15 protein-coding genes and 1 pseudogene are annotated in these 17,488 nt (G+C 69.5%); 11 read left to right on the forward strand and 5 right to left on the reverse strand.

Going from position 1 to position 17,488, the window contains the following annotated elements; genetic code table 11:
* Positions 1–417 precede the first annotated feature (417 nt).
* Positions 418–1,005: a flavin reductase family protein gene (locus AC1Z3W_RS25710; protein ID WP_483508747.1), complete on the forward strand. Its 588-nt coding sequence runs from the start codon at positions 418–420 to the stop codon at positions 1,003–1,005.
* A 52-nt stretch (positions 1,006–1,057) separates the two neighbouring features.
* Here AC1Z3W_RS25710 and AC1Z3W_RS25715 read toward each other — a convergent pair whose 3' ends face one another.
* The gene (locus tag AC1Z3W_RS25715; protein WP_483508748.1) at positions 1,058–1,954 is read right to left on the reverse strand and encodes a LysR family transcriptional regulator; all 897 of its coding nucleotides are present in this window, start codon (positions 1,952–1,954) and stop codon (positions 1,058–1,060) included.
* Between the two features lie 97 nt (positions 1,955–2,051).
* Here AC1Z3W_RS25715 and AC1Z3W_RS25720 point away from each other — a divergent pair, with 97 nt between their 5' ends.
* From AC1Z3W_RS25720 to AC1Z3W_RS25730, 3 genes are read left to right on the forward strand one after another with little or no spacing between them, the layout of a single operon-like run.
* Positions 2,052–3,350: a CitMHS family transporter gene (locus tag AC1Z3W_RS25720; protein ID WP_057928357.1), complete on the forward strand. Its 1,299-nt coding sequence runs from the start codon at positions 2,052–2,054 to the stop codon at positions 3,348–3,350.
* Between the two features lie 37 nt (positions 3,351–3,387).
* On the forward strand, positions 3,388–4,749 hold the full coding sequence (locus AC1Z3W_RS25725; protein ID WP_483508750.1) for an acyclic terpene utilization AtuA family protein: 1,362 nt from the start codon (positions 3,388–3,390) through the stop codon (positions 4,747–4,749).
* Entirely contained in the window at positions 4,749–5,060 is a 312-nt protein-coding gene (locus tag AC1Z3W_RS25730; RefSeq protein WP_124833234.1) for an AtuA-related protein, read from the forward strand. The genes AC1Z3W_RS25725 and AC1Z3W_RS25730 overlap by 1 nt, the downstream gene beginning before the upstream one ends.
* Positions 5,061–5,102: 42 nt before the next feature.
* Here the strand turns inward: AC1Z3W_RS25730 and AC1Z3W_RS25735 are convergent, their stop codons facing one another.
* Entirely contained in the window at positions 5,103–5,375 is a 273-nt protein-coding gene (locus AC1Z3W_RS25735) for a carbon-nitrogen hydrolase family protein (protein ID WP_244104950.1), read from the reverse strand.
* Between AC1Z3W_RS25735 and AC1Z3W_RS25740 the strand changes: the two are divergent.
* Positions 5,359–6,309, forward strand: a pseudogene (locus AC1Z3W_RS25740) (methyl-accepting chemotaxis protein); the annotation flags it as partial. The gene AC1Z3W_RS25735 and the pseudogene AC1Z3W_RS25740 overlap by 17 nt on opposite strands.
* A 113-nt stretch (positions 6,310–6,422) precedes the next feature.
* Positions 6,423–7,208, forward strand: coding sequence for a topoisomerase IV (locus tag AC1Z3W_RS25745; protein WP_483508751.1), 786 nt, complete (start codon positions 6,423–6,425; stop codon positions 7,206–7,208).
* A 43-nt stretch (positions 7,209–7,251) separates the two neighbouring features.
* On the opposite strand, the gene AC1Z3W_RS25750 is transcribed toward AC1Z3W_RS25745, so the two are convergent.
* Together AC1Z3W_RS25750 and AC1Z3W_RS25755 are read right to left on the reverse strand one after the other, a co-directional pair.
* Positions 7,252–8,181, reverse strand: coding sequence for a phosphatidate cytidylyltransferase (locus tag AC1Z3W_RS25750; RefSeq protein ID WP_057928352.1), 930 nt, complete (start codon positions 8,179–8,181; stop codon positions 7,252–7,254).
* 34 nt (positions 8,182–8,215) lie between these two features.
* Complete coding sequence (locus tag AC1Z3W_RS25755; RefSeq protein WP_057928437.1) at positions 8,216–8,848, reverse strand: lysophospholipid acyltransferase family protein; 633 nt, start codon at positions 8,846–8,848, stop codon at positions 8,216–8,218.
* Between the two features lie 449 nt (positions 8,849–9,297).
* On the opposite strand from AC1Z3W_RS25755, the gene AC1Z3W_RS25760 reads away from it, so the two are divergent.
* The 4 genes from AC1Z3W_RS25760 (at position 9,298) to AC1Z3W_RS25775 (ending at position 13,598) form a co-directional block, all read left to right on the forward strand.
* Positions 9,298–9,903, forward strand: a complete 606-nt coding sequence (locus AC1Z3W_RS25760) for a CDP-alcohol phosphatidyltransferase family protein (RefSeq protein WP_057928351.1) — start codon at positions 9,298–9,300, stop codon at positions 9,901–9,903.
* 67 nt (positions 9,904–9,970) lie between these two features.
* A complete protein-coding gene (locus AC1Z3W_RS25765) occupies positions 9,971–11,740 on the forward strand; it encodes a bifunctional alpha/beta hydrolase/class I SAM-dependent methyltransferase (RefSeq protein WP_124833228.1) in 1,770 nt (589 codons plus the stop codon).
* Complete coding sequence (locus AC1Z3W_RS25770; RefSeq protein WP_483508752.1) at positions 11,737–13,146, forward strand: phosphatase PAP2/dual specificity phosphatase family protein; 1,410 nt, start codon at positions 11,737–11,739, stop codon at positions 13,144–13,146. Before AC1Z3W_RS25765 ends, AC1Z3W_RS25770 begins: the two co-directional genes overlap by 4 nt.
* Positions 13,146–13,598, forward strand: coding sequence for a hypothetical protein (locus AC1Z3W_RS25775; RefSeq protein ID WP_057928436.1), 453 nt, complete (start codon positions 13,146–13,148; stop codon positions 13,596–13,598). The genes AC1Z3W_RS25770 and AC1Z3W_RS25775 overlap by 1 nt, the downstream gene beginning before the upstream one ends.
* Before the next feature lie 55 nt (positions 13,599–13,653).
* Here the strand turns inward: AC1Z3W_RS25775 and AC1Z3W_RS25780 are convergent, their stop codons facing one another.
* A complete protein-coding gene (locus tag AC1Z3W_RS25780; RefSeq protein WP_483508753.1) occupies positions 13,654–14,676 on the reverse strand; it encodes a diguanylate cyclase domain-containing protein in 1,023 nt (340 codons plus the stop codon).
* A 474-nt stretch (positions 14,677–15,150) separates the two neighbouring features.
* On the opposite strand from AC1Z3W_RS25780, the gene bcsB reads away from it, so the two are divergent.
* Entirely contained in the window at positions 15,151–17,487 is a 2,337-nt protein-coding gene (gene bcsB, locus AC1Z3W_RS25785) for a cellulose biosynthesis cyclic di-GMP-binding regulatory protein BcsB (protein WP_175826919.1), read from the forward strand.
* The last annotated feature ends 1 nt before the right edge of the window (position 17,488 follow it).

A 17,488-nucleotide genomic window follows, 5' to 3' on the forward strand; every position in this document is an offset into this window, starting at 1 on the left:
ACTACCGAGCCACGGACGAACGGCAAAAACGAAATTCTCCGATGTGACCTAAAGCAGACATGTGCGTGCTTCAGCAAGGTCCATTGAGAGATTCGCATTATTGATGGTTGTGCATCAATCGATTTTGATTTCGAGACGGGGCGATTGATGTATTGCCGGATTCGTGACAATTCCGCGCGATTGTCGGGAGGGCGGCGCGTTTGTCGTCAATTCATCAATTGATTATTGAATGAATTGAATGGCGAGCGGCAGGCTGGATATGTTATTTGCGCGTGCGTCGGGTCGTGTCGACGTTGAGAGACGACGCCGACACAGGACGACATGCGCAACCTGGCGCAGTGTCAGCGGCGATCCGCATTGGGTGCGAGAATGCGGCCTTCGGTCGTCGCGCGCTGCGCCGCTCATCAGGGAACCCGCATGGACAGTCACATCGCTCCGGTGGAGCTGAAGAAAGCCTACCGTCTCCTCAATCACGGCCCGACCGTGCTCGTGTCGGCGCGTCACGACGGCGTCGACAACGTGATGGCCGCCGCGTGGGCCTGCGCGCTCGATTTCCTGCCGCCGAAGCTGACGGTCGTGCTCGACAAGTCCACGAAGACGCGCGAACTGGTCGAGCGCAGCGGCACGTTCGTGATCCAGGTGCCGACGGCTGCGCAGCTGCAGCTCACGCATGCGGTCGGCAGTCACAGCCTCGCCGAGCGGCCCGACAAGCTGCGCGACGCGGGCGTCACGCTGTTCGACGTCGAAGGCCACGACCTGCCGTTCGTCGCCGGCTGCTCCGGCTGGCTCGCGTGCAAGCTGATTCCCGAACCGCACAACCAGCAGGCCTACGACCTGTTCATCGGCGAAGTGGTCGGTGCGTGGTCCGACACGCGCGTGTTCCGCGACGGTCACTGGTATTTCGAATCGGCCGATCCGGCGCTGCGCAGCCTGCACTACATCGCGGGCGGCAACTTCTATGCGATCGGCGAATCGCTGCACGTCGATCCCCCGGATCCGCAGTAAGCAGCCGGCCGGTTGTCGGCCATCGTGCCGGCCGTCGTTCCAGGCGCGCGGCTCACGCGCGCTTTTTCAGTTCCGCGAGCATCACGTCGGCGAACGCCTGCGTGACGCGCGGCAGCGTGCGCCCGCGCTTCGCGACGAGCGCGATCGGCCGCACGAACGCGGGGTCGTCGATCGGCTTCGCGACGAGGTCGGGTTCGGCGCGCACTTCGCGCGCGGTCGCCGGCAGGATCGTCACGCCGAGGCCGCCGCGCACCATCGCGACGGCCGTCATCATGTAGGTCGGTTCGCACGCGATGTCGGGCGTGCAGCCCGCTGCGTCCAGCGCGGCATCGACGACGCTGCGCACGCTCGTGCCCTGCGCGGTCAGCACGAGCGGCACGGCGGCGACGTCGGCGGTGCGCACGCGCCGTTTGCGCGCCAGCGGATGATCCTTCGGGCACACGGCGACGAGTCGGTCGGCACCCACGTACAGCACGTCCAGCGACGCATCGAACGCATCGCCGCCGGTCAATCCGAGATCGGCTTCCTCGTTGCGCACCAGCGCAGTGACGAGGCTCGCGACGCCGTCGCGGATCTCGAAGCCCGCGCGCGGCACGTCGCGCCGGAACGACTGGATCAGCTCGGGCAGCAGGCTCGATGCGAAGGTCGGCAGGCACGCGAGCCGCACCGTGCCGCTCGCGCCTTCGCCGAGCGCACGTGCATCGCGCAGCACGCGCTCCATGTCGTCGAGCGAGCGCTGCAGCAGCGGCAGCAGTTCGCGCCCGGTCTGCGTGAGCGCGACGCTGCGGCTGTTGCGGTCGAACAGCCGCGCGCCGACGATGTCCTCGAGCCGCCGGATCTGCACGGTCAGCGCCGGCTGCGACAGGTGCAGCCGCGCGGCCGCGCGCGTGAAGTTGCCGGCGTGCGCGACGGTGACGAACGCGCGAATGTCGCGAAGGTTCAGATCCATAACGGTTCGTGATTGCTGCGATCAAATCATTTCAATTGTGCTATCGCTGCGCCGACCTTACGCTCGTCTCCAACAAAAGACAAGGTAGGAGACACGGATGCTGCCGTTACTCGGGCTTGGCACGATCGTCGTGCTGCTGGCCGCGATTCTGTCGAAGCGGATGTCGCCGCTCGTCGCGCTGATCATCGTGCCGATCGCGGCGTCGCTGATTGGCGGCTTCGGGCTGCACACCAGCAAATTCGTGATCGACGGACTGAAGGGACTCGCGCCCGTGGTCGGGATGTTCGTGTTCGCGATCCTCTATTTCGGGACGATTACCGACGCCGGCACGCTCGATCCGATCATCGATCGCATCCTGCGCGCGGTCGGCACGCGACCCACGCGCATCGTGATGGGCACGACGCTGCTCGCGCTGCTGATCCACCTCGATGGTTCGGGCGCCGTCTGCTTTCTCGTGACGATTCCCGCGGTGCTGCCGCTGTACGACCGCCTGAAGATGGACCGGCGCGTGCTGGCCGCCGCGGTGTCGATGGCCGCGGGGATCAACTTCCTGCCGTGGACGGGGCCGATGATCCGCGCGTCGGCGTCGTTGCACCTGCCGGTGTCGGCGCTGTTCAATCCGCTGATTCCCGTGCAGGCGATCGGGCTCGTGTTCGTGTTCGGCGTCGCATACTGGCTCGGTCGGCGCGAGGAGAAGCGGCTCGGCCTGTCGCGCGACGATGCGTCGATTCCGCTGCCGAAACGCGAACTGACACCCGACGAGCAGGCGCTGCGCCGGCCGCATCTGTTCTGGTTCAACCTGGTGCTGACGCTCGTCGTGCTCGGCACGATGGTCGTGATGGGTGAGAAGATCCCGCCCGCGATCATGTTCATGGTCGGGCTGTGCATCGCGCTGATGGTGAATTACCCGGACGTCGACATGCAAAGGAAGCGCATCGACGCGCATGCGCGCGCGGCGCTGATGATGGCCGGCATCCTGCTGGCGGCCGGCGTGTTCACCGGGATCATGCAGGGCAGCGGGATGCTGAAGGCGATGGCGCAGGCGGCGGTCGGCTTCGTGCCGCCGTCGATGGCCGGCCACATTCCGGTTGTGCTCGGCCTCGCGTCGATGCCGCTCAGCATGCTGTTCGATCCCGATTCGTTTTACTTCGGCGTGCTGCCGGTGATCGCGGAAGTGGCCGGCCAGCTCGGCGTGCCGGCCGTGCATGTCGGGCAGGCCGCATTGCTCGGCCAGATGACGACCGGGTTTCCGGTCAGCCCGCTCACGCCCGCGACGTTCCTCGTCGTCGGCCTGTGCGGGATCGAGCTGGCCGAGCACCAGAAGTTCACGTTCCCGCTGCTGTTCGGCGCCTCGATCGTGATGACGATCGCGTGTGTCGTGCTGGGTGTTTTCTGATTTTTCCCGGCGCGGCGCGCCGGATGACGGTACCGACATGACAGCAAAGTCACTACACGAACGGCGCGTGCGCATCGGCGCGGGCGCCGGCTACTCGGGCGACCGGATCGAGCCGGCAGTCGAGCTGGCCGAGCACGGGCAGCTCGACTATCTCGTCTTCGAATGCCTGGCCGAGCGCACGATCGCGATCGCACAGCAGGCGCGGCGCAAGGATCCGTCGCTCGGCTACGATCCGCTGCTCGACGCGCGCATGCGCGCCGTGCTGCCGGTGGCCGCCGGCAAGCGCGTGCGGATCGTGTCGAACATGGGAGCGGCCAACCCGCGCGCGGCCGCGCGGCGCACCGCGCGGATCGCGCAGTCGCTCGGCCTCGAGGCGCTGAAGGTCGCGGCGGTCGAAGGCGACGACGTGCTCGACGTCGTGCTGCGCGGCGCATTCCGCTTCGAGGAGTCGGGCGACGAAGTCGCCGCGTATCGCGACCGCATCGTGTCCGCGAATGCGTATCTCGGCGCGGCGCCGATCGTCGATGCGCTCGCGGCCGGCGCGGACGTCGTGCTGACCGGTCGCGTCGCCGATCCGTCGCTGTTCACCGCGCCGCTGATCCACGCGTTCGGCTGGCGGATGGACGACTGGGACACGCTTGGCGCCGCGACGGTCGTCGGCCATCTGCTCGAATGCGCGGGGCAGGTGACGGGCGGCTACTTCGCCGACCCCGGCTACAAGGACGTGCCGAATCTCGCGCGGCTCGGATTCCCGATCGGCGAGGTCGCGGCCGACGGCTCGGTCGTGATCACCAAGGTGCCGCATGCGGGCGGCCGCGTCAGCGCGGCAACCTGCAAGGAACAGCTGCTGTACGAGATTCATGATCCGGCGCGCTACCTGCAGCCGGACGTCGTCGCGGATTTCACGCGCGTGGCCGTCACGGAAGAGGCCCCGGATCGCGTGCGCGTGACGGGCGGGCGCGGCACCGCGCGCCCCGATACGCTGAAGGTGTCGGTCGCATACGTCGACGGCCATAGCGGCGAAGGGCAGATCTCGTACGGCGGGCCGGGGGCGCTGGCGCGCGCGCGGCTCGCGCTCGAGATCGTCCGCGAGCGGCTCGCACTGACCGGCGTGGCCGCGACCGAGTTGCGCTTCGATCTGATCGGCATCGACGCGCTGTATGGCGACGCGACACCCGCCGGGCGTGGCGAGCCGGCCGAAGTCCGCGTGCGGGTGGCCGGCCGTGCGGCGAGCGCCGCCGAAGCCGCGCGGATCGGCAACGAAGTCGAGACGCTTTATACGAACGGGCCGGCCGGCGGCGGCGGTGCGTTCAAGTCGACGCGCGAGGTGATCGCCGTGCAGTCGGTGCTGCTGCCGCGCGCGGCCGTGACGCCGTCGTTTTCATTCGTGGAGGCCTGATGCAACTGCGTGAACTGGCGCATGCGCGCACCGGCGACAAGGGCAATACGCTGAACGTGTCGGTCATCTGCCGCGATCCGCGGCACTACGAACACCTGCGCGCGCATCTCGATGCGCCGGCGGTGAAGGCGTGGCTCGCGGGCATCGTGCACGGCGACGTCGTACGCTACGAACTGCCTGCGCTTGCCGCGTTCAACTTCGTGTTGCGCGATGCGCTTGGCGGCGGCGTCACGCGTTCGCTCGCGCTCGACGCGCACGGCAAGTCGGTCAGCTCCGCGCTGCTGGCGATCGAGGTGCCGGAGCCGGTGTGACGACGAGACGGTGTGCACTGCAGGCGGGGTGCGCGCTCGCGGTCACGTTCGTGGTGACGGAATCAGCAGTTCGCGGCGACCGTCCGCGTGCTCTATGCGTTTGCCGGTGATGTGCAGGCGCTGATCCGCGCGATGGTCGTAGACCGCGCGCGACGCGGCGACCTGATCGAGACCGAGTTCGACCGTGTGACGCGATTCGCCGTGACCGGCTTCGAACATCAGGTTGCTGAACGGATCGGCCGCGAGGCTGCCGCCCGCGAACACCACGTCGTGCGTGCTGCCGCCGACGCGGTTCGCGACGACCGCGGCATTCAAGCGCGTGCTGCTGGTGCGTGATGCGCTGACCGACGTCGCGAGCGGGAGCGGCGACCTGACGAAGCGGTTGCGGGCGGACGGCAACGACGAAGCTGCGCAGATCGCGCGCGCGTTCAACGTGTTTGCGGAAAAGATCTCGGCGATCCTGCTGCAGATCCGTGGATTCAGTGAATCCGTGAGCGTGGCGAGCGCCGAGATCGCACAGGGCAACCAGGACCTGTCGAGCCGCACCGAGCATGCGGCGTCGAGCCTGCAGGAAACCGCGGCCGCGCTCGAGGAGATTGCCGGCACGGCGCGCAACTCGGCCGATGCGGCGACGCAGGTGAACCGGCTCGCGGAATCGGCGTCGGGCGTCGCGATGCGCGGCGGCGAGGTGGTGAGCCAGGTGGTCGCGACGATGGGCGAGATCACGGCGGCGTCGAACGAAATCTCGAACATCATCGGCGTGATCGACGGCATCGCGTTCCAGACCAACATCCTCGCGTTGAATGCGGCCGTCGAGGCGGCGCGCGCAAACGAGCACGGACGCGGCTTCGCGGTCGTCGCGGGCGAGGTGCGCACGCTCGCGCAACGCAGCGCGCAGGCCGCCAAGGAAATCAAGCAGCTGATCCAGGCGTCCGTCGACAAGATCGAGGGCGGGTCGGGGCTCGTGCACACGGCGGGCGCAACGATGGACGAGATCGTCGAGGGCGTGCGGGGCATCACGAGCGTGATCGCGGAAATGACGGTCGCGGCGAACGAGCAGAGCACCGGCCTCGCGCAGGTGAACCAGGCGGTGTCGCAGCTCGATCACTCGACCCAGCAGAACGCGGCGCTCGTCGAGGAGTCCGCCGCGGCCGCGGCGCTGTTGCGCGAGCAGGCGGCGCAGCTCGCGCAAACGGTGGGTGAATTCAAGCTCGCGCGTCCGCAAGCGGCCGATACGGCGCCAGCGTGATGCGGCTCGCGCCGATGCGCGCTTGCGATGCCGTGCCGTGCGTGTACGCTACGGGCTCGCGGGCATCGGCCCGCGCGTGCGGCACGGGCCGCGCGCATCGACCGGATCCTGGAATGAAGAACGAGATCGTAACGCCCGCCGTCGCGGTGTTCACCGCGCTCGCCGCATTGTCACCTGTTCATGCCGCCGAACCGGCGCCTCCCGAACGCGAGCTGCAAACGTTCATCCATGACACGTACGGCACGTGGCGTGCCGATCGCAAGGGCTGGCAGTCGGACGCCGGCGATTTCATCTACGCATCGTGCGGATCGCTGCGCGTCGCGACGGCCGACGGCCCGCGCACGCTGCTCGCGATGTGCGGCGAGACCGAGGACGCCGTGCAGAACGGGAGGCCGGGGATGGATTCCGATGCCACGCCGGGCACGATCGACCTGTACGTGCTGCGACCTTCGCAGGACGGGGCGACGCTTGAACCGGTGCTGAAGAAGACGGGCATCGCGTCCGGCGGGCGCGGCGATCCCGGCACGGTGAGCATCCAGCGGCTCGGGCCGCACATGTTCGGTTTCGTCATCGGCAACAGCGACTCGCGGCAAGGCTATACGCAAAGCATCCGCTCGATCTGGCTGCCGTACGGCGACGCGCTGGTGCTGGCGGCGGCGCGCATCGACGAAGCGCTCGACAATGCGGAATCGACCGAATGCGCGAACGATCCGGCTCGCTGCGAGGAACGCCGCTTCGCGATTGCGCCGGACACGAGCGCCGACGATAGCGTCTACCCGCTGATCGTGACCGAAACCGGCACGCGAGGCGATCGCGCGATTCACGTGCGCCATACGGTGAAGTTCGACGCATCGCGCGGCCGCTACATCGTGCCGAAGGCCGTGCGTGACGGGTATTGAGCGGCGCGCGCGCGGAACCGGGCGGCGTCGCGCCGCCCGCACATCACACGTACAGGTAGCGCACGAGGTGGAAGAACACGGGCGCCGCGAAGCAGATCGAATCGACGCGATCGAGCATCCCGCCGTGTCCCGCGATCATCGAGCCCCAGTCCTTGGTGCCGAGCGAGCGCTTCACGGCCGACAGCACGAGACCGCCGACGAAGCCCGCGATCACGATCGCGAGCGAGATCCCGAACGCCGCGCCGAAGCTGAACGGCGTCACGCGATACAGCGATGCACCGCACAGCGTCGCGAGCAGGCCGCCGCCGACGAAGCCTTCGACCGTCTTCGACGGCGACAGGCGCGGCGCGATCTTGCGGCGTCCGCACAGCTTGCCGACCACATACTGCAGCACGTCGCTGATCTGCACGACGAACAGGAAGAAGAACAACAGCAGCGCGTTCTGCCCCACGTAGCGCGGAATGTCGAGGATCAGCACGGCCGGCGCGTGGCTCAGCCCGTACACGCACACCATCAGCGCCCAGTTGATCTTCGCATTGCGGCTCAGGAATTCGCGCGTGTCCTGCGTGAGCGCCGACACGAGCGACATCGCGAAGAACAGGTGCACCGGCACGAAGATCGAGTACATCCCGTACCAGTTGATCGCGAGCAGCAGGTACTGCACCGGAATCGCGACGAAGAACGCGATGAACAGCGTCGTATGGTCGCTCGCGGTGGTCGGCGTGAGCGTGATGAATTCGCGCAGCGTCAGGTACGACAGCAGCGCGAACACGAGGTACGTGACGTTGTTGCCGAGGCTGATCGCGATGACCATGATCGCGATCATCGCCCACCACGCGCGGATGCGCTGGTTCAGGTTGACGATGGTTGCGCTGGTGCCGCCGCTGCGCGCGCCGAGGATCGCGCCGATCACGGTCGCGAGCACCAGCACGCCGGTGACGCCCGCGACCAGTTCCCAGAAGAGAGTTCGCATGAAGAGGTCCGGAAAAGGGAGGGGAGGGCGTCGTTCAGCCGGCCGGCCGCTGCGGCGGCGCGAGCGCGACGATCGCGTCGCGCATGCGGGCGAGGAAGGTCGGCTTGTCTTCGCCGACGCCGAGCGCATCGTTCGCGCCGAAGTGCACCTTGCAGATCAGCGGCACGGGCCAGATCGCGCCCTTCGGCATGATGCGCTGCAGGTTCTCGAGATAGACGGGCGCTAGCGCGACGTCCGGAAACTCGGTCGCGAGATGGAACAGGCCGCTCTTGAACGGCTGCGGCAATACGTCGGCGCCGCGCGTGCCTTCCGGGAAGATGATGATCGAGTGGCCTTGCCGCAGTGCGTCACGCACCGGGTCCAACGGGTCGCCGCCGGTCTCGCGATGACGGTCGATCAGCACGACGTTCAGCAGTTTCTGCGCGATGTGGCGCTTCAGGTCGCCGCTGTCCCAGTAGTCGCGCGCCGCGACGGGCCGCACGACCGCGCGCACGTCGCGCGGCAGCGCGGCGAGGATCGCGAGCGTGTCGATGTGGCTCGTGTGGTTCGAGAAGTAGATCTTCTGCGTCGGCGACGGCGGCGCCTGATGCCAGACCGGATACGCGCCGGCGACGAGCCGCACGATCGACAGCAAGAAATCGCGCTGCCAGACGTTCAGGATGTTCATCGGCGCGGCGCCTCCTGCGTGCATGTTCGCGCCGCCGCGCACGCGCGGCGGGCGGAATCCCGGAATGCCGGCGCGGCAGGATGCGCGCCGGACGGCCATTGTTTAAGTTTTTTCAAATTCGTGGCTGCCTGTCGCAGGGCCGCGATGATCGGACGACTCGCCGCGGACGTTGCGTCGCGGCAAAAGCGCCGGTCGGCGGCGTGATTATCGGCTGTTGCACGAGCGCCCGGTCACAGTTCGAATGAATTGCTGCGTTCACGAGCCAGCGGATTATCGCGAGTTTCCGTCAAAAACACCAGATTGAGCGGCGCGGCGCGAAGCGGGCCGCGGCTTGACGCGTCGGGGCCGCTCGGCGACGATTACGACCACCTGTCAGCCGCTTCGGGTGGTGGCGCCGCCCGGGGCATGGCGGCTGGAAACGTGTCCGAATGTGCCGAACCAATAAAACGATGAGCCTTTACGCACTCAAACCGAAATTCCAGAACCGTCTGCGTCCGCTCGCGGATTCGCTTGCCGAACGCGGCGTCACCGCCAACCAGGTCACGCTGTTCGCGGCCGGCGGCTCGATCGTCGTCGGCGCGCTCGCGGGGCTCGGCGTGTTCGCCCGCGTGCTGTTCCTGCTGATCCCGATCTGGCTGTTCGTGCGGATGGCGCTCAATGCGATCGACGGCATGCTCGCGCGCGAGCACGGGCAGAAGAGCACGCTCGGCGCCTACCTGAACGAGCTCGGCGACGTGGTGTCCGATGTCGCGCTGGTGCTGCCGTTCCTCGCGATTCCCGCGTTCGCGCCGACAGACGTCTGGCTGTTCGCGCTGACGGCGGTCATCGTCGAATGCGCGGGGCTGATTGGCCCGCTCGCCGGCGCGACGCGCCGCTACGACGGCCCGTTCGGCAAGAGCGATCGCGCGCTTGCGCTCGGCGCGTTCGCGCTGTGGATCGGCTTCGGTCTGCCGGTCGGCAGCGTCGCCGCATGGCTGTGGCGTGTGCTGATCGTGCTGTCGATCGTGACGGTGGTGCGGCGCGTGCAGGCCGGCGTCGCCGAAGCGGGCGGCTGACGGCCGCAGCCGGACCGGCGCCGAAGGGCGGCGCCGCATGATTCGAATAACGAAACGAGAGAAACGCATGAGCGCACGCATGGCCCGCGAGGCCAACTTCATCACGCACGACGGCGAAACGCTGTTCTATCGTCACTGGCCCGCGACGGGCCCGCGCTGCCGCGGCGCGATCGTGCTGCTGCATCGCGGCCACGAACATTCGGCGCGCGTCGCGCACCTCGTCGACGAGCTCGACCTGCCGGACTTCGCGTTCTTCGCGTGGGATGCGCGCGGCCACGGCCGCTCGCCCGGCGCGCGCGGCTACAGCCCGAGCGCGGCCGCGTCGGTGCGCGACCTGCAGACCTTCGTCGAGCATATCCGCGACCTGCACGGCATCGCGATCGAGGACATGGCCGTCGTCGGGCAGAGTGTCGGCGCGGTGCTCGCCGCCACCTGGGTACACGATTACGCACCGCCGATCCGCTGCCTCGTGGTCGCGTCGCCGGCGTTCCACATCAAGCTCTACGTACCGTTCGCACGGCCTGGGCTGCGGCTGATGCACAAGCTGCGCGGACTGTTCTACGTGAACAGCTACGTGAAGCCGAAATTCCTCACGCACGACCCCGAACGGATCGCGAGCTATGCGGCCGATCCGCTGATCACGCGGCCGATCGCCGTCAACATGCTGCTCGACCTGCACGACACCGCGAAGCGGATCGTCGCCGATGCGGCCGCGATCACCGTGCCGACACAAGTGCTGATCTCGGGCGCCGACTGGGTCGTGCATCGCGGCCCGCAGGACAGCTTCTTCGAGCGGCTCGGCGCCGCGCGCAAGGAGCGCATCGTGCTGCCCGGCTTCTACCACGACACGCTCGGCGAGCGCGACCGCGCGCAGGCGCTCGCGCCGCTGCGCACGTTCGTGCTGCGCGAGTTCGATACGCCGAGCCCGCGTGTGTCGCTGGCCGACGCCGACCGGCGCGGCGCGTTCCATGACGAATACACGGCGCTCGGCCGGCCGCCCGCGAACCCGTTCGCACGCGCGTACTGGGCGATCACGCGTGCAGGGCTGAAGGCCGGCGGCGCGCTGTCCGACGGCATCGCGCTCGGGCTGCGGCTCGGCTTCGATTCGGGCTCGACGCTCGACTACGTGTACCGCAACCGCGCGCAGGGCCGGCTTGGCGTCGGCGCGCTGATCGACCGCACCTATCTCGATTCGCCGGGCTGGGTCGGCATCCGTCAGCGCAAGGTGCATCTGCAGGAGCTGATCGGCGCGGCGATCGGCCGGCTGCGCGGCCACGGCGAACCCGTGCGGATCGTCGACATCGCGGCCGGGCACGGACGCTACGTGCTCGACGCGATCGCGACGGCCGCCGAGCGCGACGGCGCGGCGCCCGACGACATCACGCTGCGCGACTACAGTCCGCCGAACGTCGAGGCCGGGCGCGTGCTGATCGCGCAGCGCGGCCTCGAGCCGATCGCGCGCTTCGAGCGCGGCGACGCGTTCGACGAGGCGTCGCTCGCGGCGCTCGAGCCGCGCCCGACGCTCGCGATCGTGTCGGGGCTGTATGAGCTGTTCGGCGAGAACGCACTGATCGAGCGCTCGCTGCGCGGGCTCGCGCAGGCCGTGCCGCCCGGCGGCTATCTCGTCTACACGGGGCAGCCGTGGCATCCGCAGCTCGAATTCATCGCGCGCACGCTGAACAATCACCGCGGCGACGCGACCTGGGTGATGCGCCGCCGCTCGCAGGCCGAGATGGACGAGCTCGTCGCGCGCGCCGGTTTCCGCAAGCTCGACCAGCGCATCGACGCGATGGGCATCTTCACGGTCAGTCTCGCGCAGCGGGTCGACGCGTCGTGAGCGCGCTCGGCGGCGGCGCGGGCGCGGGTGGGGGTTTGGCCGAGCCGGCGGCCGGCGCGCGCGACGCGTCGTTCGCGCTGCGCGTCGGCTGGCTCGCGGCGATGGGCGCGGTGTTTTTCTCCACGTACGGTTTCGCGAACTGGCTCGCCGCGCGCCGCGCCGAAGTGCCGACCTTCGCGTTCGGCTGGGAACACGCGATTCCGTTCGTGCCGTGGTCCATCGTGCCGTACTGGTCGATCGACCTGCTGTACGCGCTGTCGTTCCTCTTCTGGACCCGCCGCGACGACCTGCTCGATCACGTGAAGCGGCTGTTGACCGTGCAGCTGATCTCGGTCGCATGCTTCATCGCCTGGCCGCTGCGTTTCGGCTTCGAGCGGCCCGCCGCGGGCGGCGTGGCAGGCGCGCTGTTCACGCTGCTGATGGGGTTCGACAAGCCGTTCAACCAGGCGCCGTCGCTGCACATCGGCCTGCTCGTCGTGCTGTGGGCCGTCTATGCGCGGCAACTGCGCGGCACGGCCGCGCGCATCGTGCTGCATCTGTGGTTCGCGGCGATCGGCGTGTCGGTGCTGACGACCTACCAGCATCATGCGATCGACGTGCCGGCCGGCGCGGCCGTCGGCTGCCTGGCGCTGTTCCTGTTTCCGTTGCGCGACGCCGCGGGGCGGTTGCCGGGTGCCGTCGGCTCGCCGTCCGCCGCCGGCCGTGCGCTCGCGCGCCGCTACGCGCTCGGCGCGGCGCCGGTCGCGCTCGCGGCGCTTTACTGCGTGTCGCGTGCACCGGGCTGGGCGTTGGCCGCCGGGTGGGGCGCGCTGGCGCTCGCGTGCGTCGCATGGATCTACCGGCGCGGGGCGCCCGGTGCGTTCCAGAAGGACGAGGCGGGCCGCTTCCCGGTATTCGTCCGCTGGCTGCTCGCACCGACGATCGCCGGTGCGTTCGTTAATTCGCGGCTATGGACGTTCCGGCAGCCGGCGCCGGTGCGGATCGACGAACGCGTGTCGATCGGCCGCACGCCGACCACGCGCGACGTGCGGCGCCACGGCTTTACGGCGCTCGTCGACCTGACGGCCGAGATGCCGCGCTGGGCCGCGGCCGACGCGTCTCTCGCGTATGCGGCGGTGCCGCAACTCGACCTCGTCGCGCCCACGCCCGCGCAGCTCGCGGCGGCCGTCGCGGCGCTCGAACGCCTGCATGCCGAAGGGCGCGACGTGCTGGTCTGCTGCGCGCTCGGCTACGGGCGCAGCGTGTTGTGCGCGGCCGCGTGGCTCGCCGCGCGGCGCGGGCTCGGCGACGCGCGCGACGCACTCGCGGCGGTACGGGCGGTGCGGCCGCACGCGGTATGGTCGGACGACGGCGTGGCCGTGCTGCAGGACTGGATCGACCGCCGTCGCGCAACGGGAGGGCCATGATGCGCGACCCGTCCGCACCGTTCCGGATCGCCGCGGCGCGCGGTGCGCTCGATGCAGGCGCATGGGCGATCGCGGCCGCGCTGGCCGCGGCCGGCGCGGGTTGGTGGATCGCGTCGGGCTGGGCGCCGGCGACGATCGCGCGCGTGCTGCTGGCCGTGGTCAGCACCGGGTCGGGGATTGCCGCGCTGTGGTATGCGGTGCGCATCGAGATCGACCGGCGGCTGTTCGCCACGCTGGCGCGGGCGGCGTCGGGCGATGCGTCGGTCGACGACGAGCTCGCCGCGCTCGATCGCGCGCTCGCCGATCTCGGCTGGATCGATGGGGGGAAGGCAGGGCGCGCGCTCGACGCGCGCGTGCGCGGCGCAGTGGGGCTGTGCCGTGCGGGCGTGCTGGTCGCGATCGTGCAGTGGATCGTGGTCGGGTTGGCGATCGCGGTGCCGCAGGTCGGTTAGCCGCGCGTGCGCGGCCTGGGCGGCCCCGGTGGCCGGACGCGGTGCGCGTCGCGCATCACGCGTGCCCCGTCCGCTGCGTGCGCGTGCGCTTCACCTCGTACATCGCCTGGTCCGCATGCTCGATCAGCGCGTTCATGTCGGTACCGTCGTCGGGCAGCATCGCGACGCCGACACTGACGCCAAGCCGCAGCGGATGCCCCTCGAATTCGAACGGCTCGCCGACCTGCCGGGCGAGCCGTGCGCGTTGCGCATCGACGTCGCCGCGGCTGCCGACGTTCGGCAGGATCACCGCGAACTCGTCGCCGCCCACCCGCGCCACCGTATCCGAGCGCCGCACGGCGCCGAGCATCCGTGTGGCGATCTCGCGCAGCGCGGCGTCGCCCGCGCGGTGGCCGTGGCCGTCGTTGATCGGCTTGAGCCCGTCCATGTCGATGTTGAGGATGCCGAGCCGGCCGTTCGCGCGCAGCGCCGTGTGCATCGACTGGCGCAGGCGATCGTAGAACAGCGCGCGGTTCGGCAGGCAGGTGAGCGCATCGTGCGTCGCGCGCAGGTACAGCTCGTTGGCCTCGTTGCGCGCCGCGTGGAACATCGCGGCGGCGATCAGGTCGGCCGTGAGCCGCAGCGTACCGGCATCGGCGGCCGAGAAGCCGTCGACGTCCGGCGACATTACCTTCAGCACGCCCACCGTCGTGTCCGCATGGGTGAGCGGCATCACCAGCATCGAGCGCAGCCCGACCCGGCGGCAAGCGTCGCGATCGACGCGAGGGTCGGTCTCCGAATCCATGCAGCGCAGCAGTTCGCCGCGCGTCACGCACAGGCCGGACAGGCTGCCCGAGCGGCGCAACCGCAGCCCGAGCATCCCGGCGGCGGAGCCCGACGCGGCGCGGTACACCATGTCGTCGCCTTCGGCGAACTCGACCGCCGCGCCGCTCGCGCCCGTGAGTTGCGGCACCTGCTCGGTCACGTAAGCCATCACACTGCCGAGATCGAGGCCGAGTTTCGCGATCTCGGTCTGCGCGGCGATGATGCGCAACAGCGTGTCGGAAGACGGGGTGGCGGTGTCGGAGATTTGATCCAAGTCAGTTTTCCATCAAGAAAACGCGGCGCGAAGCGCGGGCTTGCGGTAGCATACGCGCCGCTCACGCGGCAGCGCGTTCCGGCGGCCCGCAACAGGTCGCACGCTGTCCGGTCGGCCCGGCAGTATGCCGGGCGGCCCGGCCGCCAGCAATGACGTAATTCTTGCTATTCAATTGCGGCGCGCGGCATTTCCGACCGAATTGAGTTTTTTTCGCTTCGCTATCCCGAATCAGGGTAAGTTTTGTCCTATTTTTGAGATAGTGTGACGAATGAGCGAGCGCGGATGGCAGGCGCGTAGTACGACGAACTGGCTGCACAAGAATCCGCCGCGTCGTTTCGATAATTGCATTCAGGCCAGAGCCAGACATACATGAGAGGAAGCAGTGGGGATGTGCACTCACGGGCATAGCTGCTTTACGTGCATCGATCGCGATGCGCTTGACGACCGGATGATCACGCCGATGCGGAGCCGCGCATGAAGCCGGCCACGTCGTTGTTCGTCCTGTCGGTCGCCGCGTTCGGCGCGCTCCATGCGGCCGCGCTGTCGGCCGCGCCGATGCCGGCGGTGCCGGCCGCCGCTTCGGCGTCCGTCGACGGTCCGGGCGCGCCGGCGCTCGCCAGCGGCGCGGCCGTGCCGACGCTCGCCGCCGCACCGGGCGCCACCGGTACTTCCGCGTCCGCCGGCCTGCCGGCGACGACTTTGCGCCTGCCGTTCGCGTCGCTCGGCGCATTCGACCCGGTGCGCCTGCGCGGTGCCGACGACGCGCGCACGATCAACGCGGGCGTGCGGCTCGATCGCGTGGTCACCGGCGCGCGGCTGCGCCTGACCTACGCGTATTCGCCGTCGCTCGTGTTCCCGATGTCGCACCTGAAGGTGTCGGTCAACGGCGAGGTGGTCGCGACCGTCCCGTTCGACGCGACGCGTGCGGGCCGCACGGTCACGCAGGACATCCCGATCGATCCGCGCTACTTCTCCGATTTCAACCAGATCGGCTTGCGCCTGATCGCGCATTACTCGCTCGATCACTGCGAGGACCCGTCGAACTCGGCGCTGTGGGCCGACGTGAGCCCGACGAGCGAGCTGATCCTCGACGAATCGCCGGTACGCCTGCCGAACGATCTCGCACTGCTGCCCGCGCCGTTCTTCGATCGGCGCGACAACGGGCTGCTGCGGCTGCCGTTCGTGCTGCCGGCGTCGCCCGATTCGGCGACGCTGCGCAGCGCCGGGGTGCTCGCGTCGTGGTTCGGCGCGCAGGCCGACTACCGGCAGGCGCGCTTCCCGGTCGCGGCGACGCTGCCGGCCGACGACCAGGCGGTGGTGATCGGCACGGCCGCGACCCTGCCGGCCGGCCTCGCGCTGCCGTCGGTCAACGGCCCGTTGCTCGCCGTTGCCGACAACCCGGCTGCGCCGGGCCGCAAGCTGCTGGTCGTGACGGGCCGCACGGCGGCCGAGGTCGACGACGCGGTCGCGACGCTCGTGCTCGGCCGAGCGGCGCTGTCGGGCCCGGCGGCGACGGTTGCGCACGTCGATCTCGGCGCGCCGCGCAAGCCGTACGATGCGCCGCGCTGGCTGCCGGTGAACCGGCCGATCACGTTCCGCGAGCTGGTGTCGGATCCGCGCGAACTCGAGGTGCGCGGCACGTCGCCCGACGCGATCCGCCTGAACCTGCGCGTGCCGGCCGATCTCCATTCGTGGAACGGCTCGGGCGTGCCGATCACGCTGCGCTACCGCTATACGGCGCCGACCGTGCAGGACAACTCGACGCTCGCCGTCGAGATCAACGACCAGCTCGTGAAGTCGTACCGGCTCGGGCCGGCCCATGCGGAAGATGCGCGCGGGCGCATGCAGCTGCCGCTGCTGTCGGTGCCGGAAGGGCGCGTGACGAGCGATGTCGACATTCCGGCGTTCCGCGTCGGCAGCGGCAACCAGCTGCAGTTCCGCTTCACGCTCGATTCGCAGAAGACGGGGCTCTGCTCGAGCACCGCGACCGAGCCGCAGCGCGCGGCGATCGATCCCGATTCGACGATCGACTTCTCGCACTTCGTCCACTACGCGCAATTGCCGAACCTCGCGTTCTTCGCGAACAGCGGCTTCCCGTTTACGCGCTACGCCGACCTGTCGCAGACGGCCGTCGTGATCCCCGACCGGCCGTCGCCGCAGGAGCTCGAAGCCTACCTGACGATGCTCGGCCACATGGGCCAGTGGACCGGCTTCCCGGCGCTGCGCGTGCAGGTCGCGCGGCCCGGCGACGTCGCCGCGCTCGCGGGCCGCAAGGACCTGCTCGTGATCGACGGCTCGCCCGCGTCGCCGCTGCTGTCGCGCTGGCGTGCGGCGCTGCCGCTGTCGATCGACCAGCAGCCCGGCACGGGCACGACGCGCGTCGCTTTCTCGGTGAAGGAGCGCTGGCGCAACGGCATCGGCATGGCCGACGGCAGCGCGCATATCGAACAGACGGGCTCGCTTGCCGCGCTCGCCGGCTTCGAGCTGCCGGGCAGCCACGGCCGCAGCGTCGTCGCACTGACGGCGACCGACCAGGCGCGCCTGGCCGACCTGCTCGACGTATTCCAGAAGCCGGGCCTCGTGTCGCAGCTGCAGGGCGACCTCGCGCTGGTGCGGCCGGGGCAGGTCGACAGCCTGCGCGTCGGCGAGCCGTACGTGGTCGGCTTCGTGCCGTGGTATGCGCGCGTGTGGACGCACGCGGCGCGGCATCCGGTCGTGCTCGGCGTGGTCGGCGTCGTCGCGGGGCTGTTGCTCGCGCTCGGCGTGTTCAGCGTGCTGCAGAGAATCGCCGCGCGCCGACGGGGGATGTAAC

It is taken from the genome of Burkholderia sp. 10_S31, from assembly GCF_056930375.1.